The sequence below is a fragment of the Gemmatimonadota bacterium genome (genome assembly GCA_016714015.1).
Lineage (GTDB): Bacteria > Gemmatimonadota > Gemmatimonadetes > Gemmatimonadales > Gemmatimonadaceae > Pseudogemmatithrix.
Window position 1 is genome coordinate 636,916 of record JADJNZ010000004.1, and the last position, 14,851, is coordinate 651,766.

At 69.1% G+C, this 14,851-nt stretch carries 16 protein-coding genes; all 16 read right to left on the minus strand.

Annotated features, from left to right (window positions below):
• Nucleotides 1-3 precede the first annotated feature (3 nt).
• The gene (locus tag IPJ78_10065) at nt 4-870 is read right to left on the minus strand and encodes a menaquinone biosynthesis protein (GenBank protein MBK7906894.1); all 867 of its coding nucleotides are present in this window, start codon (nt 868-870) and stop codon (nt 4-6) included.
• Nucleotides 871-873: 3 nt separating this feature from the next.
• On the minus strand, nt 874-2,082 hold the full coding sequence (mqnE, locus tag IPJ78_10070) for an aminofutalosine synthase MqnE (protein MBK7906895.1): 1,209 nt from the start codon (nt 2,080-2,082) through the stop codon (nt 874-876).
• Between the two features lie 7 nt (nt 2,083-2,089).
• On the minus strand, nt 2,090-3,343 hold the full coding sequence (gene fabF / locus IPJ78_10075) for a beta-ketoacyl-ACP synthase II (protein ID MBK7906896.1): 1,254 nt from the start codon (nt 3,341-3,343) through the stop codon (nt 2,090-2,092).
• A 1-nt stretch (nt 3,344) separates the two neighbouring features.
• Nucleotides 3,345-3,584 (minus strand): acyl carrier protein, encoded by a 240-nt coding sequence (locus tag IPJ78_10080; protein MBK7906897.1) that lies wholly within the window; start codon nt 3,582-3,584, stop codon nt 3,345-3,347.
• 211 nt (nt 3,585-3,795) lie between these two features.
• Nucleotides 3,796-4,530 (minus strand): 3-oxoacyl-[acyl-carrier-protein] reductase, encoded by a 735-nt coding sequence (gene fabG / locus IPJ78_10085; protein MBK7906898.1) that lies wholly within the window; start codon nt 4,528-4,530, stop codon nt 3,796-3,798.
• An 83-nt stretch (nt 4,531-4,613) separates the two neighbouring features.
• On the minus strand, nt 4,614-5,549 hold the full coding sequence (gene fabD / locus IPJ78_10090) for an ACP S-malonyltransferase (protein MBK7906899.1): 936 nt from the start codon (nt 5,547-5,549) through the stop codon (nt 4,614-4,616).
• A 120-nt stretch (nt 5,550-5,669) separates the two neighbouring features.
• Nucleotides 5,670-6,641 (minus strand): ketoacyl-ACP synthase III, encoded by a 972-nt coding sequence (locus IPJ78_10095; protein ID MBK7906900.1) that lies wholly within the window; start codon nt 6,639-6,641, stop codon nt 5,670-5,672.
• 14 nt (nt 6,642-6,655) lie between these two features.
• The gene (plsX, locus tag IPJ78_10100; protein MBK7906901.1) at nt 6,656-7,657 is read right to left on the minus strand and encodes a phosphate acyltransferase PlsX; all 1,002 of its coding nucleotides are present in this window, start codon (nt 7,655-7,657) and stop codon (nt 6,656-6,658) included.
• A gap of 2 nt (nt 7,658-7,659) precedes the next feature.
• Complete coding sequence (rpmF, locus tag IPJ78_10105; GenBank protein MBK7906902.1) at nt 7,660-7,842, minus strand: 50S ribosomal protein L32; 183 nt, start codon at nt 7,840-7,842, stop codon at nt 7,660-7,662.
• Nucleotides 7,843-7,866: 24 nt separating this feature from the next.
• Nucleotides 7,867-8,337: a DUF177 domain-containing protein gene (locus IPJ78_10110; protein MBK7906903.1), complete on the minus strand. Its 471-nt coding sequence runs from the start codon at nt 8,335-8,337 to the stop codon at nt 7,867-7,869.
• A 228-nt stretch (nt 8,338-8,565) separates the two neighbouring features.
• Nucleotides 8,566-8,985 carry a nucleoside-diphosphate kinase gene (gene ndk / locus IPJ78_10115; GenBank protein MBK7906904.1) on the minus strand — a complete coding sequence of 140 codons (420 nt, stop codon included), beginning with the start codon at nt 8,983-8,985 and terminating at the stop codon, nt 8,566-8,568.
• A gap of 155 nt (nt 8,986-9,140) precedes the next feature.
• A complete protein-coding gene (gene sucD / locus IPJ78_10120; protein MBK7906905.1) occupies nt 9,141-10,013 on the minus strand; it encodes a succinate--CoA ligase subunit alpha in 873 nt (290 codons plus the stop codon).
• A 1-nt stretch (nt 10,014) separates the two neighbouring features.
• Nucleotides 10,015-11,154: an ADP-forming succinate--CoA ligase subunit beta gene (gene sucC / locus IPJ78_10125; protein ID MBK7906906.1), complete on the minus strand. Its 1,140-nt coding sequence runs from the start codon at nt 11,152-11,154 to the stop codon at nt 10,015-10,017.
• A gap of 430 nt (nt 11,155-11,584) precedes the next feature.
• Nucleotides 11,585-11,899 carry a DUF86 domain-containing protein gene (locus tag IPJ78_10130; protein MBK7906907.1) on the minus strand — a complete coding sequence of 105 codons (315 nt, stop codon included), beginning with the start codon at nt 11,897-11,899 and terminating at the stop codon, nt 11,585-11,587.
• A 34-nt stretch (nt 11,900-11,933) separates the two neighbouring features.
• A complete protein-coding gene (locus tag IPJ78_10135) occupies nt 11,934-12,224 on the minus strand; it encodes a nucleotidyltransferase family protein (protein MBK7906908.1) in 291 nt (96 codons plus the stop codon).
• A 137-nt stretch (nt 12,225-12,361) separates the two neighbouring features.
• On the minus strand, nt 12,362-14,851 hold the full coding sequence (locus IPJ78_10140; protein MBK7906909.1) for a UPF0182 family protein: 2,490 nt from the start codon (nt 14,849-14,851) through the stop codon (nt 12,362-12,364).

Genomic DNA, 14,851 nt, shown 5'->3' on the forward strand with positions numbered 1-14,851 from the left:
GAACTACTTCCCGCGGCTGCCGGCGGATGCGGGCAGGAACGCCAGCTTGCCCCTCGGAACGCGACCCGCCAACTCGAGCCGGCGGAAGAACTCCGTCAGCCCCTCCAGCTCGGCGAGGCCCAGCCGCCAGTCGAGTCCGTCGAAATAGTGTCGGCATTCGGTCACCGGCACCCCCGTCGCGCGCGAGGCCTGCGCCGAGAGTTCCGGCAGGTGCTGCAGCCCCCAGTCCCGCGAGGCGATGAGCTTCGCATGCAGGCGCAGCGCCTCGTCCACCGGCGTCGTCCGCTGCGCCACCCAGACCGCGAAGACGAACGGCAGGCCCGTCCACGCCTTCCACTCCGCACCCAGGTCGTACACGTGCTGGTAGAACCCGCCATGCGCCTGCGCGAGCGGATGCTCCGCGCTCTGCAGCATGAGCGCCGCGTCGCCGATCACCAGTCGCGCCGCGACCTCCGACGGGTCGTCCTTCCCGATCGAGTCCGCCTCGGCGTCGCCCGGCACGAACTCCGGCTGCGCATGCCAGACATGCTCGAAGAGCAGTTCCAGCAGGTGCACCGACGTCATCGACGAGCGGCTCACGAGCACCCGCTTCCCCCCGAGCTGCTCGGCCGGCAGGTGCGAGAAGAGCATCACGCTCCGCACCGGCCCGTCGCAGCTGATCGCGAGGTCGGGGAGCAGCAGGTACCGCGCACTGTCCCGCGCATACTCCACCGCCGACACCACCGACACGTCGAGCGCCCCCTCGGCCATCATGCGATTGAGCGCGGTGGGCACCCCATCCACCAGCTCCGCATCGATCGGCACGATCCCCCGGTCCACCGCCCCGTACACGGGGAAGCAGTTGATGTAGGGGATCCGGCCGAGGCGCATGGGCTAGGCGACGAGGGAGGAAGCAGAGGCGGCGGCATCTTTCATCCTTCCTCCTTCAGCCTTCATCCCGTCCCCGTCAAACGCCCGAATGGTCTGGTAAAATGAATCTCGCTCCACCGGGATCTTCCCCGCGCCCCTGATCAGCCGAAGGAGGTCATCGAGCGTCATCGCCTGCGGCGTATGCGCCCCCACCGCATGGTAGATCTTCTCCCGCACCACCGTCCCTTCGAGGTCGTTCGCCCCGTAGTGCAGCGCGACCTGCGAGATCGCCGGCGTCACCATGATCCAGTGGCTCTTCACGTGCGCCACGTTGTCGAGGAACAGCCGTCCCACCGCGATGTTCTTCAGATCGTCCACGCCCGACGTCGCGATCCCCTGCCGCCCGAGCTTCTTCCCCAGCTCGTTGTCGTCGGGGTGGTAGGCGAGCGGGATGTAGGCGAGGAAGCCCCCCGTCTCGTCCTGGAGGTCGCGCAGCATCTGCAGGTGCTCCATCCGGTCGGCGAACGACTCCACATGCCCGTAGAGCATCGTGGTGTTGGTCCGGATGCCGAGCCCGTGCGCCGTGCGGTGCACGCCCACATAGTCGCCGGCGCCGAGCTTCTTGCGCGCGATCTCCTCGCGCACCGCCGCGCTGAACGTCTCCGCGCCGCCGCCGGGCATCGTGTCGAGCCCCGCCTCGCGCAGCGCCGTCAGCACCTCGGCCCAGCTCAGCTTCTCGATCCGCGCGATGTGCGCGATCTCCACCGCCGTGAGCGCCTTGATGTGGATGTTCGGCAGCTCCGCCTTCAGCGCCCGGAACATCGTCGTGTAGTACTCCAGCCCCGCCTGCATGTCGAGGCCGCCCACGATGTGGAACTCGCGCGTCATCCCGTTGTTGCCGCTCCGCGCCTCGGCCATCACCTGCTCGAGCGTGTAGCGGTAGGCGCCCGCTTCCTTGGGCAGCCGCGCATACCCGCAGAACACGCAGGTCGTGCGCAGCGTGCAGATGTTCGTCGGGTTGATGTGCTGGTTGGACGCGAACGTGACCACGTCCCCGTGCTTCGCCCGGTTCACCGCGTCGGCCAGGAGGCCGACGCCCGTGAGGTCCGGCGAGGCGAAGAGGGTGACACCGTCCGCCTGCGTGAGGCGGGTGCCCGCGGCCACCTGCTCCGCGATACGGCGCACCGCGGGGTCGGCGATGCGCTCGAAGGGGATCGTCAGCGCGGTCGCCATGATCCCGTCAGTCCGTCAGCCGTCGCAACGCGATCGAGACGTTGTGCCCGCCGAACCCGGAGGAGTTGGAGAGCACCGCATGCACCTCCCGCTTCACCGGCACGTTCGCCGTGCAGTCCAGGTCGCACTCGGGATCCGGCGTCGTGAGGTTGATCGTCGGCGGGATGATGCCGTGCCGGATCGCCATCGCCGAGAAGATCGCCTCCACCGCGCCGGCGGCGCCGAGCATGTGCCCGGTGGACGACTTCGTGGAGCTCACGTTGAGCCCCGTCGCCTGCGGGCCGAAGACCTTCTTGATCGCGCGGATCTCGTTCGGGTCGTTCAGCGGCGTGGACGTGCCGTGCGCGTTCACGTACTGCACGTCCGCCGGCGTGAGACCGCCGTCCTGGAGGGCGCGGCGCATCGCGCGCTGCAGCCCCTCATGGTCCTCCGGCTGGCCCGTGAGGTGGTATGCGTCGCCGGTCGCGCCGTAGCCCACGATCTCGCAGTAGATGTTGGCGCCGCGCGCCTTCGCGTGCTCGTACTCCTCGAGGATGACGCTCGCCGCCCCCTCGCCCAGCACGAACCCGTCGCGCGTCTGGTCGAACGGCCGCGACGCCGTCTCCGGCGACTCGTTCCGCGTCGACAGCGCCTGCATGTTCGCGAAGCCGCCGATCGACACCGGCGACACCGCCGCCTCCGACCCGCCGGCGATGATCACGTCCGCGTCGCCGTACGCGATCATCCGGAACGCATCCCCGATCGCGTGCGCCGACGTCGCGCACGCCGACTGCGTCGCGTAGTTCGGCCCCTTCGCGCCGAACTTCATCGACACCACCCCCGCCGCGATGTCGCCGATGAACATCGGGATGAAGAACGGCGAGATCCGGTTCGGGCCGTCCCGCTCGCAGATCCGGCACTGCTCCTCGAACGTCGCGATCCCGCCGATGCCCGAGCCGATGATCACGCCCGTGCGCTCCGGGTCGTATCCCGTCTTGTCGCCGAACCCCGCGTCCCGCATCGCCTGCACCGACGCCGCCATCGCGTACTGGGTGTACAGGTCGCTGCGCTTCGCTTCCTTCTTCTCCATGTACTGCGTCACGTCGAAGCCCTTCACCTCATGGGCGAAGCGCACCTTGAACGCCGTGGCGTCGAATCGCGTGATCGGTCCGCCGCCCGACTTCCCGTCGAGCAGCGCCTGCCACGTGGAGGCCACGTCGTTGCCCACCGACGTGACGCACCCGGCTCCCGTGATGACCACCCGGCGCTTCAAGGACCCCATCTCAGCTTCCGATCTTGGCGTTCAGGTACGTGATCGCGTCGCCGACCGTGCGGAGCTTCTCCGCATCCTCGTCGGGGATGTCGATGTTGAACTCCTTCTCGAACTCCATGACCAGCTCGACGATGTCGAGCGAGTCGGCGCCCAGGTCCTCGATGAAGCTCGCGCCATCGGTCAGCTTCTCACGCTCGACGCCCAGCTCCTTCTCGATGATGTCCTTGACCTTCGCGGTATGGTCGGCCATGCGAAAACGCTCCGAATTGGGTGGGATTGCCAACGCCTAAATATAGGTGGACGAAGGAGCGAGGAGCGAGGGGAAAGACCGAGGGTCAAGGGGAAGCGGGAGGGCCGAGGGGGGAACCTCGAGGGAGAGGCCGCCCTCCCCGCTGGGCCCTCCCGCTGGGCCCTCCCCCTTCCTCTCGCCCCTTCCCCTTCCCCTCGCTCCTCGCTCCTTCTCACATCACCATGCCGCCATCACAGGCGATGACCTGTCCTGTGATATAGGCAGCCCGGTCCGACGCCAGGAACGCCACCAACCCCGCAATGTCCTCGGGAGTTCCGAACCGCTCGAGCGGGATCTGCGCCGAGAGCGCCTTCACCGCCTCCTCCGTCATCGCGTCGGTCATGTCCGTCTTGATGAACCCCGGCGCCACCACGTTGCAGAGGATGTTCCGGCTCGACAGCTCCTTCGCCACCGACTTGCTCAGCCCGATCAGTCCGGCCTTCGAGGCGGCGTAGTTCGCCTGCCCCTTGTTCCCGATCAGCCCCACCACCGACGCGATGTTGATGATCCGGCCCCAGCGCCGCTTCATCATCCCGCGCTGGACCGCCCGGATCGCGATGAACGCCGACCGCAGGTTCGTGTCCAGCACCGCGTCCCAGTCCTCGTCCTTCATCCGCAGCATCAGGTTGTCCTTCGTGATGCCCGCGTTGTTCACGAGGATGTCGCACGAGCCGAACGCGTCCTCCACGGTCTGGACGAGCATCGTGACATCCGCCGGCACGCTGATGTCGCACGCGAAGCCGCGCGCCTCGCCGAGCTGCTCGGCCACCTGCTCGGCCTTGGCAAGGTCACGCCCGACCACCGCGACCTTCGCGCCGCAGCCGACCAGCTCCGCCGCGATGGCGCGGCCGATGCCGCGGGTGGAGCCGGTGACGAGGGCGACTTTGCCGGTGAGGTCGACTTTCATGGGGATGAAGGCTGAAGGATGAAGGTGGAAAGTGCGACGGACGATGCGAAGCGAGGGGAGGAACGCGGTTCAACTTTCATCCTTCAACCTTCAGCCTTCATCGCCATCAGGCTCTCAACCTCGGAAACCGTCCCACAGGTCATGGTGCGACAATCCGGCGCCAGTCGCTTCACCAGCCCGCTCAGCACCGCGCCCGGGCCCATCTCGACGAACGTCGTGCCGGGGAAGCGGGCGGCCACGTTGCGCACCACTTCCACCCACCGCACCGGCGACGTCAGCTGCTTGAGCAGCAGGTCGCGCGCCGTCGCGGCGTCGCCGACCGCCTCGGCGGTCACGTTGCTCCAGACGGGCATGTTCGGGTCGCGCCACTGGGCCGCCTGCAGCGCCTCGCCGAGTCCGGCCTGCGCCGGCTGCATCAGCGGGCTGTGGAAGGCGCCGCTCACCGGGAGGCGCATCGCGCGCTTGGCGCCGGCCGCCTTCGCCAGCTCCATCGCCGCCTCCACCGACGCGACCTCGCCCGAGATCACGATCTGCTCGGTGTTGTTGTAGTTCGCCGGCACGCAGACGCCCTTCGCGCTCGCCTCGCCGCAGATCTCCTCGATCGGCCGCTGCAGCTCGCCGAGGATCGCCGCCATCGCGCCGGGGACCTTCACCCCCGTCTCGTACATGAGCTCCCCGCGCCGCCGCACCAGCCGCAGCGCATCCTCGAGCGGGAGCGCGCCGGCGGCATGATACGCCGAGAACTCCCCGAGCGAGTGCCCCGCCGCCCCCTGCGCCTTCGCCGAGAGCTGGTCCTTCACCACCGCCCACACCGCCGCGCCATGCGCCAGGAGCGCCGGCTGCGCGTTGTGCGTGAGCGTCAGCTCCTCGGCCGGCCCCTCGAAGCAGAGCGTGCTGAGCGGAGCGCCGAGCGCCTCATCCGCCCGCGCGAAGACGTCAGCGGCGGCGGGAAAGGCGGCGGCGAGGTCCTTCGCCATACCCGGCTTCTGCGAGCCTTGGCCCGGAAAGAGCAAGAACATGACGGCGCGGTGAGTTGTGAGTGGTGAGCCATGAGAAACTGCGACGGAATGCGGGGCCGGAGAGCGGCAGAAACTTACAGCTCATAGCTCACAGCTCACATCGCCGTGGCAGTGAAGCCCCTAGAACCTCACCACCATCGATCCCCAGGTGAACCCCGCCCCGAACGCCACGAACATCACCGTCGACCCGTCCTTGATCAGCCCCTTCTCCTGCGCCTCGCTCAGCGCGATCGGGATCGAGGCCGCCGACGTGTTGCCGAACCGGTCCACGTTCACGTAGACCTTGTCCATCGAGATCCCGGCGTGCTTCGCCGTCGCCTCGATGATGCGGATGTTCGCCTGGTGCGGGATCATCAGGTCGATGTCGCCCGCCGAGAGCTTCGCGCCGTCGAGGGCGCGGTCGGAGGCGTCGGCCATCGAGCGGACGGCGTTCTTGAACACCTCGCGCCCCGCCATCTGGATCCAGTGCGACCCTTCGAGGATGATCTCGGGGGTGATCGGCGCCGCGCCAGCGCCCTTGGGGCGATGCAGCAGGTCGGCCAGCGTGCCGTCGGAGCGCATGTACGCCGAGAGGATCCCGCGCCCCTTGGTGCTCCGCTTGATGATCGTCGCGCCGGCGCCGTCGCCGAAGAGGACGCAGGTGTTGCGGTCCTTCCAGTTGATGATCCGCGACAGCACTTCGCCGCCGATCACGAGGATCGTCTCGTACGCACCCGTCGCGATGAGCCCTTCGGCCACCTGGATGCTGTAGAGCCAGCCCGAGCAGGCCGCATCGAGGTCGAACGCGACGGCGCGCGTGGCGCCGAGCGCCGCCTGCACTTCCACCGCCGTGCTCGGCAGCAGCCGGTCCGGGCTCGCGGTGCCGAGGATGATGCAGTCGAGCTCGCTCGCGGTCACGCCGGCGCGCTGCATCGCGAGGCGCGCGGCCTCGGTGCTGATCGACGTGAGCGTCTCGCCCTCGCCCGCGATGTGCCGCTGGCCGATGCCCGTCCGTTCACGGATCCACTCGTCCGACGTGTCGATCCCCATCGCCGGGAACTCGGCGTTGGTCAGGATCCGCTTGGGCACGGCGTGCCCGGTGGCGGCGAGCATGGCGACGGGACGCTTCACTTGGCGAGCTGCTCCCCGATGTGCTGGCTCATGCGCGTCTCGACCGCGCGCAGGCCGGCGAACACACCGTTCTTGATCGCCTCGGGGCTCGACTTCCCGTGGCAGATGATGCTCACGCCCTTCAGGCCCAGCAGGGGCGCGCCGCCGTACTTGGCGTAGTCGAGCGCATGGACGATGGCGCCGATCTGCTCCTTCGTGACGCCGTTCTTCATCAGCATCCCGAAGAGCATCGGCCCCACCGCCTCGTAGAACTTGAGGAGGACGTTGCCGGTGAAGCCGTCGCAGACCACCACGTCGATCGGGCCGCGGTCGCACGCGCCCATCGGCACGTCACGCCCTTCGACGTTGCCGATGAAGTTGAGCCCGGCGCCGAGGAGGAGCTGGTGCGCCTCCTTCACGGCGGCGTTCCCCTTCTCCGCCTCCTCGCCGATCGACAGCAGCCCGACGGCAGGGTTCTCGCGGCCGAGGATGTCGCGGGCGTACACATGCCCGAGGCGGGCGAACTGGACGAGCTCGGCGGCGGAGCAATCGACATTGGCGCCCGAGTCGAGCACGACGACAGGCTGCTTGGCGGTCGGGAAGACGGTGCCGATGGCGGGGCGCGAGAGCCCGTCGTGCAGGCGCAGGATGAACGTCGACGCGGCCATCTGCGCGCCGGTGTTCCCGGCGGAGACGAACGCGTCGGACTTCCCTTCGGCCTGGAGCTTGATGCCCACGGCCATGGAGGAGTTGGGCTTCCCCCGGATGGCGACCGAGGGCTTGTCGGTCATCTCGATGACGTCCGGCGCGTCGATGATCTCGAAACGCGTAGCCGCCTCCACCAGGATGGCGGGGGCGGCAGCGAGCTGGGCGTTCAGTTGCTCCCGGATGACGCTCTCGCGCCCGACGAGCTGGATCGTGTGCTCAGGACCCAGCTCCTGGATGGCGAGCAGCGCGGCGGCGATCGGCGCGGAGGGCGCATGATCGCCCCCCATGACGTCCAGCGCGATGCGCGCCATGGCTACGCTTCGCGCGCCGCGACCCGCTGCTCGCCGGCGTAGAAGCCGCAGTTCTCGCAGACATGGTGCGGGCGCTTGCTCTCGCCGCACTTCGGGCACGCCTGCGTGACGATCTTGGGAGCGACCTTGTGCGTGTTACGCGCGCGCTTCTTGCGCTTGGAGGTGCGGCGCTTCGGGACGGCCATCGGGAACTCGTCGGAAAGGGAATGTCAGGACGGGGACTTGTCGCAGACGTGCAGTCCTGCGCTGTTGAGGTCCACGCCGCACGTCGGGCACAACCCGAGACAGTCGGGCCGGCACAACGGGAGCTGCGGGACCTCGAGGAGCCACTGCTCACGGATCGCGGGCTTCAGGTCGAGCATCGTTCCCAGTTCACCGATCGGGAAGACATCCGGCTCGTCCGCGTTCTCGTCATCGGCATCGGCGAAGAGGAGATGGGCGTCGCCGCTCACCGCGCTCTCCACCGGCACCAGGCACCGACGGCACTCCCCATTCGCGGTGCCGGTGAAGGCCCCGCTGAAGTAGTACCGACCGCTGCCAGCCCCGCTCAAACGTCCGGTGACATGGACGTTCCCCACGGGGCGGATATCGTGTTCCAGCCACACCGAATCGTCGGCGTGCAGGTCCCCTTCGACCTGGACGGCGCCTTGGGACAGGGTGCGGATGTCAAACGACAGCATAGCACTGAAACCTAGTCCGCCCCGCCTACCCGTTCAAGGGGGCAAGTTGCGGTCTGTCCGGGACTTAGGCGGGGGCGGGATCCGGGGGGAACCCCGATGCGGGGCGCACGGGCGGTACGGGGTACGGACCTGGGACCGGATGCGGGGACCATCGACTTTTGCCCGTACCCCCGGCTTCTCGGATGCGGGGGTCACTTTCCCCCTTCATCCTTGAGCCTTCATCCGCGCTTACAGCGCGTCCGCCTCGGCAAAGAAGAACCGCGCTTCCCGCGTGGCGTTCTCATCCGAGTCCGACGCATGGATCGCGTTCTTGCCCTTCGACTCGGCGTAGAGCTTCCGCACCGTGCCCGCGGCCGCCTCGGCCGGGTCCGTCGCCCCGATCGCCTCGCGCAGCGCCGAGACGGCGTTGTCCTTCTGGAGCACGAACGGCATGCAGGGGGCCGAGCTCATGAACTCCACGAGCTCCCCGTAGAACGGGCGCCCGCGGTGCACGGCGTAGAACTCCTCCGCCTGCTTCTTCGTGAGCTGCATGACCCGCGCGCTCTTGAGCGTGAACCCCTGGGCTTCGAGGTGCGCGATGATCTTCCCCGCCTTCCCGGCGTTGAAGGCGTCCGGCTTGATGATCGAGAACGTATAGTTGAGAGCCATCGGTTGATTACAGGTAAGTGTGAGTGGAGCCAACGACGTTCACCACAGAGGCCACAGAGGACACAGAGACCAGCGGAGAGGCGCTGTTGAAAAAAAAGGCAGTGCTCCGCCCTTCTCTGTGCCCTCTGTGCCCTCTGTGGTGAAAGCGGTTGCCGTTACGCCAGCCGAGCCTTGATGAGCTCGACGAAATCCATGGGCCGCGCCGCGACCCCCATCCCAGCCGCCTTGAACGCATCGATCTTCTCGGCGGCGGTACCGGCAGACCCGGAGATGATCGCCCCGGCATGCCCCATCCGACGCCCCGGCGGAGCCGTCTGCCCGGCGATGAAGCCCACCACCGGCTTCTTCATGTGCTTCTTGACGTACTCGGCCGCTTCCTGCTCGTCCGTGCCGCCGATCTCGCCCATCATCGCGATCGCCTTCGTCTTCGGGTCCTTCTCGAACGCCGCGAGGCAGTCGATGAAGTTCGTCCCGTTGATCGGGTCGCCGCCGATGCCGACGCAGGTCGTCTGGCCGATCCCCGCGCGCGTGAGCTGGTAGACCACTTCGTACGTCAGCGTCCCCGAGCGCGAGACCACGCCCACCGGGCCCGGCAGGCAGATCCGCCCCGGGATGATGCCGACCTTCGACTCGCCCGGCGTGATGAGCCCCGGGCAGTTCGGCCCGAGCAGCCGCACGCCCTTCTCCTTCACGAACGGATAGACCTTCGTCATGTCCAGCACCGGCACGCCTTCGGTGATGCAGACCACGAGCTCCACGCCCGCGGCGGCCGCTTCCATGATCGCGTCGGCGGCGAACGGCGGCGGCACGTAGATCACGCTCGTGTTCGCGCCCGTCGCCTTCACGGCGTCCATCACCGTGTTGAAGATCGGCACCGTCCCCTCGAACTTCTGGCCGCCCTTGCCCGGCGTCACGCCGGCCACGACCTGCGTGCCGTACTCCATCATCTGCTTGGCATGGAACGAGCCGTCACGGCCCGTGATGCCCTGGATGACGAGCTTGGTGTTCTTGTCGATGAAGATGCTCATCTCACTTCCCTCCCTTGGCGAGCTTCACCGCTTCCTGCACCGCGGTGTCCATGTCGCTCGAGGCGGTGAAGCCGTTGTCCTTGAGGATCTGCATCGCGATCTCTTCGTTGGTGCCGGTGAGGCGGATGACGATCGGCACCTTCAGCGGGTTCGCCTTGGTCGCCGTCACGATGCCGTTGGCCACGTCATCGGTGCGCGTGATGCCGCCGAAGATGTTGAACAGGATCGCCTTCACGTTCGGGTCCGCGGTGATGATCCGCAGCGCGTTCACGACCTTCTCCGGGTTCGACGACCCGCCGATGTCCAGGAAGTTCGCCGGCTCGCCGCCGTAGTACTTCACCAGGTCCATCGTCGCCATCGCCAGGCCCGCGCCGTTCACCACGCAGCCCACGTTGCCGTCGAGCTTGATGAACGTGAGGTTCGCGTTGCGCGCGTCCACCTCGGACGGCTCCTCGCTCGACTCGTCGCGCAGCGCCGCGATCGCGGGCAGGCGGTCGAGCTCGTTGTCGTCGATCACCATCTTCCCGTCCACCGCCACCAGCTCGCCCTGCGGCGTCACCACCAGCGGGTTGATCTCCGCCAGCGAGCACCCGCTCGCCATGAAGGCGGCGTAGAGCTGCTGCATGATCTTCGCCGCGCCGCGCGCCAGCTTCACGTCCTCGTAGAGGAAGAAGCCCATGCGCATCGCGTCGTACGTCGGCAGCCCGTAGCGCGGATCGACCGGCAGGTAGAGGATCTTCTCCGGCGTCTCCGCCGCGACCTGCTCGATGTCGATGCCGCCCGCGGCGGACACCATGAACACCGGCTTCTTGGTCGCGCGATCGACGATGATCCCCACGTACGCCTCGCTGCCGATGTCGGCGGCGACGGTCACGAGGACCTTCTCGACCGTGAGGTCCTTGATCTTCATGCCGAGGATGGCGGTCGCCTTCTCCTTGGCGTCCGCGGGCGTCTTGCAGAACTTCACGCCGCCGGCCTTGCCGCGGCCGCCCGCATGCACCTGCGCCTTCACCATCACGGCGGTGCCGTATTCCTTCGCGATCGACTCGGCCTCGGCCGGCGTGGTGGCGATCTTGCCCGGCGGGATGTTCACGCCGTAGCCGCGGAGGATGTCCTTCGCTTGGTATTCGTGGAGGTTCACTGGAGCTCCAGGGGGGTGATGTTCTCAGCCTAGCACCCAAAGATAGCGGAGCTCGCTTCCTCCGGGCAGGCTCGAAAGGCGATGCGGGGGGAACCGCGATGCGGGGTGCACGGGCGGTACGGGGGGGGGGGGGGGGGGGGGGGGACCTCAACATCCGCCCTTTCATCGGGCCTCGGATGGGGACTGCCGTCCTTCCAGTCGCGGCCGTTCTCTCTGCGCCCCGTCGGGCCTGGAGGCCCTCGCATCCGAGAACTCCGAAGGGCGGGCAGAAGTCGATGGTCCGCGCATCCCGTCCCAATTCCGTACTCCGTACCGCCCGTGCACCCCGCATCGGGGTTGCCGTCGGCCCTGGCGAAGGGTCCGCCCGAGCCAGCGACGGGGTGGCGGCATCGTCCGAGCGGCTGCCCTACGCCCGCTTCTGACGGCCAGCTCAGCTCAACCGGTCGAGCGCCGTCGCGAGGATCGCCCGAATCTCCGGAATCTCATCCAATGCGGTGTCCCAGACGATCTGGGGGTCGACGGCCCAGTACTGATGCGTGATCCGGTCGCGCATCTTCGCCAAGGCGGACCACTCGACCTCCGAGAGTTCCTTCGCGAGACTGGGATCTCGCTGCACGACAGCCTTGGCGGCCTCGCCGATCACCACGATGCGGAACAGGATCGCGTCGCGGACGGCGGGGTCGGCATCGTACACTCGCCGACCCCGTGTCACATATTCGGCGATCGCGTCCGCGGCCTCGACCATGTGCTGCATCCGCTCGAGGACGATCTCGCGCGCCTCAGACATCGATGGCGTCCCGGAGCACCGAGGACCGGAACGGCTCCCGCAGCCCCGACTCCGGGACCACGTCCACGATGCGGTTCAGGAGCCGCTCGAGCCGGGCCTCGAGCCGAGCGAGGTCCATCAGCGTCCGCCCCGGTTCGAGGGTCACGAGGAGGTCGACGTCGCTCTCCCCGGTCTCCTGGCCGCGCGCGGCAGAACCGAAGAGCCGGATCCGACGCGCGCCATTGGCCTCAGCGGCATCCAGGATCTCGCGGCGGAGCAGGCGGACTTGCTCGCGGACGGTCATGGGGGAAAGGTAGCACCCCCCCCCCCCCCCCCGCAACCCAATGCGGGCAAGTCAGGTCCCCCCGCCACCCCCCCGCCCGTGCACCCCGCATCGCGGTTCCCCCCGCATCGCCGCGGTTCCCCCCGCACTCCGCACCCCTATCTAGGCGGCCGCCCCAGCAACCGCCCCAGCCCCGCCCAAGCCTCCCCATACGCCTTCCAGTCCCCAGCCCGCAGCGCCGCCCCCATCGCATCGTACAGCTTCCCCGCCTGCGCCCGAAACGCCTCCGGCGACCGCACCGCCCCCGCCCCCGCATTCGCCTGCCCCAGCGCCTCCGCGAGCGTCCGCCCCACCCGCACCTGCGACCCCCGGATCGTCACGACCCCCGCCAGCCTCGGCGGCCCGTCCTGTGGCCACTCGTAGAAGCTCTGCACGAACAGCGCCCCCTTGGCCGTCGGGATCGCCTGCACCCTCCCCCGGCGCGCGTCCTTGAGCCCGCGCCCCACCCCGGCCCCGTCCGCCGCCTCCTGCAGGTCCTCCAGCAACTCCTTCCAGTTGAGCCCCACCCCCGGCTCGAGCATCGTCGTCCGCGGCCAGAGCCCGCCGCGCGCCACCAGCAGCCCCACCAGCCGGTCCGAGTCCGGCACCCCCACCAGCCGCTGCGCATTCGCCACCGGCACACCCCAGCCCGGCGTGCCGAGCGAGTCGAGCACGAAGAAGGTCGGCGGTCCCGTCGCGAGGTCCGGGTCAGCGTCATCGATCCGCGCCAGCTGGCTCACCGGCAGCGTGTCCCCGTTCACTCCCGTCCGCCCGATCAGCGCCCCCTGCACCAGCGCCCAGTCCACCGCCGGCGGCAGCGCGTTCGCCATCCACCGCGGCGCCCGCTCGCGCGGCGTGAACAACGTGGGGAAGCGCGACATCCAGGTCCGCATCACCGGGTCCGGGCGCTCCACCGGCAGCAGCAGCACCGCCCCGGTCTGCGCCTGCACCACCGCCGTCGCCGCATGCTGCGCGTAGTGCACCGCCCCGCCGTCCACCAGCAGCCGCTCGCTCAGCGGATACTCCTCCGCCGTCGCGAACAGCTCCACCACCCAGAACAGCGAGTCGCCGCGCACGAGCGGCGTCACGCGCTCCCCCTGCCCGAGGAACGGCGTCAGCCGCGCCACGCGCGCCATCGCATCGCGCTCGGTCAGCAGCCGCGGCCGTGGCTGCGGCGCCTCGGCCGTCAGCAGGCGCGGGTTCTGCTGGTCCCACGCGAGCAGCAGCCGTTCGATCGGATGCTCGTACGACGGCGCCGCGAGGCGGCCCAGCGTATCCGCCACCAGCGCGTAGCGCGGCGCCCCGGGATGCACGAGCACGCCGTCGATCCCCGCCACGCCCGCCTCGCCCGGGACGGGATACCCGGACACATCGGCCGCGTCGGCGCGAAGGCGGTCCGACGGCCACCGCGTCCCCGGCAGCGCATCACTCGGCGCGCGCCGCAGCAGCTGCGCCTCGAGCCCGCTCTCGCCCATCGTCCACGAGAGCGCGACCACGTCCTCGCCGCGGCGTTCCCGTTCCAATGAGCGCGTGAGCGCCGCCGGATCCCACGTGCTCACCCACCGCGCCGCCTCCGCCTCGCTCAATGGCGCGAGCGGCATCGTGTCCGGCCACGCGACCTGGTCCACGCCGTACGCCCGCCGCGTGAACAGCATCCGCGTCCGCGCGTACGGCCGCAGCGCCGCCGCCGACCGCCGCTCCTCCGACAGCGTCCACAGCATCGTCGGCAGCAGCACCCGCGCCAACGGCCCGAACACGAACAGCGCCGTGAGCAGCCCCACCGCGATGCGCAGGTGCCCGCGCCACACCGCCAGCGCGAACACCACCGCCAGCGGCACCGCCACGAAGCTCAGCACCGTCAGGTACGGCATCATCACGCGATGGTCGAAGGGGCTGAACGTCGGCACCTCCATCGCGAACATGCTGTCCCCGGTCCCCGCCATCAGCAGCGCGAACTTGTCGAGCCGCCACTCCCACGCGATGCACGCGATCCCCACCGCGCCGAGGATCCCGAGATGCCGGCGCACCCACGTCGAGACGTACAGCCCCTGCGCGTCCCACCGCACGCTCGGCGTCACCACATAACTCGCCACCACCACCGCCGCCGTGACGGCCACGAGCACGGCCACGAGCTGCGCGAGGTAGCGCTCGAACGGCAGCCAGTGCACGTAGAAGCCGAGGTCGCGGTCGAGGTACGGATCGAACTCGACGAACGGCACGCCGTGGATCGCCTGCCCCAGCAGCGTCCAGTCCTGCTCGGTGAGCGCGAACAGCACCGCCAGCAACACCGAAACGGCGAGCGCGAGGAGCGTCAGCCGTCGCGTGGGGATCGCCTCGCCGAACTCCACGCCCCCCACCACGCGCGGCAGCACGAGCGCGACGATGCTCTGCCGCACCGCGAAGAGGTTCGCGAACGCGAACCCGAACACCAGCGCGAAGGTCCCCACGCGCATGAGCGCCGTGAGGGCCACGCGCTCGCGCCAGAGCGCGTCCGCGCCCAGCGCATGATGGAACGCCCAGTCGCCGTACAGCCCGGCGACCCAGCGCCCGAAGAGAAGGGTGAGCGCGAGCCCCGCGACGAGCCAGAGGAGCCCGCGCCGCCCCGTCAT

Excerpts from the sequence above, each read along its gene's own strand:
- IPJ78_10065 (MBK7906894.1), bottom strand. The coding sequence starts at position 870 with ATGCGCCTCGGCCGGATCCCCTACATCAACTGCTTCCCCGTGTACGGG.
- mqnE (MBK7906895.1), bottom strand. The coding sequence starts at position 2,082 with ATGGCGACCGCGCTGACGATCCCCTTCGAGCGCATCGCCGACCCCGCG.
- fabF (MBK7906896.1), bottom strand. The coding sequence starts at position 3,343 with ATGGGGTCCTTGAAGCGCCGGGTGGTCATCACGGGAGCCGGGTGCGTC.
- IPJ78_10080 (MBK7906897.1), bottom strand. The coding sequence starts at position 3,584 with ATGGCCGACCATACCGCGAAGGTCAAGGACATCATCGAGAAGGAGCTG.
- fabG (MBK7906898.1), bottom strand. The coding sequence starts at position 4,530 with ATGAAAGTCGACCTCACCGGCAAAGTCGCCCTCGTCACCGGCTCCACC.
- fabD (MBK7906899.1), bottom strand. The coding sequence starts at position 5,549 with ATGTTCTTGCTCTTTCCGGGCCAAGGCTCGCAGAAGCCGGGTATGGCG.
- IPJ78_10095 (MBK7906900.1), bottom strand. The coding sequence starts at position 6,641 with ATGCTCGCCGCCACCGGGCACGCCGTGCCCAAGCGGATCCTGACCAAC.
- plsX (MBK7906901.1), bottom strand. The coding sequence starts at position 7,657 with ATGGCGCGCATCGCGCTGGACGTCATGGGGGGCGATCATGCGCCCTCC.
- rpmF (MBK7906902.1), bottom strand. The coding sequence starts at position 7,842 with ATGGCCGTCCCGAAGCGCCGCACCTCCAAGCGCAAGAAGCGCGCGCGT.
- IPJ78_10110 (MBK7906903.1), bottom strand. The coding sequence starts at position 8,337 with ATGCTGTCGTTTGACATCCGCACCCTGTCCCAAGGCGCCGTCCAGGTC.
- ndk (MBK7906904.1), bottom strand. The coding sequence starts at position 8,985 with ATGGCTCTCAACTATACGTTCTCGATCATCAAGCCGGACGCCTTCAAC.
- sucD (MBK7906905.1), bottom strand. The coding sequence starts at position 10,013 with ATGAGCATCTTCATCGACAAGAACACCAAGCTCGTCATCCAGGGCATC.
- IPJ78_10130 (MBK7906907.1), bottom strand. The coding sequence starts at position 11,899 with ATGGTCGAGGCCGCGGACGCGATCGCCGAATATGTGACACGGGGTCGG.
- IPJ78_10135 (MBK7906908.1), bottom strand. The coding sequence starts at position 12,224 with ATGACCGTCCGCGAGCAAGTCCGCCTGCTCCGCCGCGAGATCCTGGAT.
- IPJ78_10140 (MBK7906909.1), bottom strand. The coding sequence starts at position 14,851 with ATGACGGGGCGGCGCGGGCTCCTCTGGCTCGTCGCGGGGCTCGCGCTC.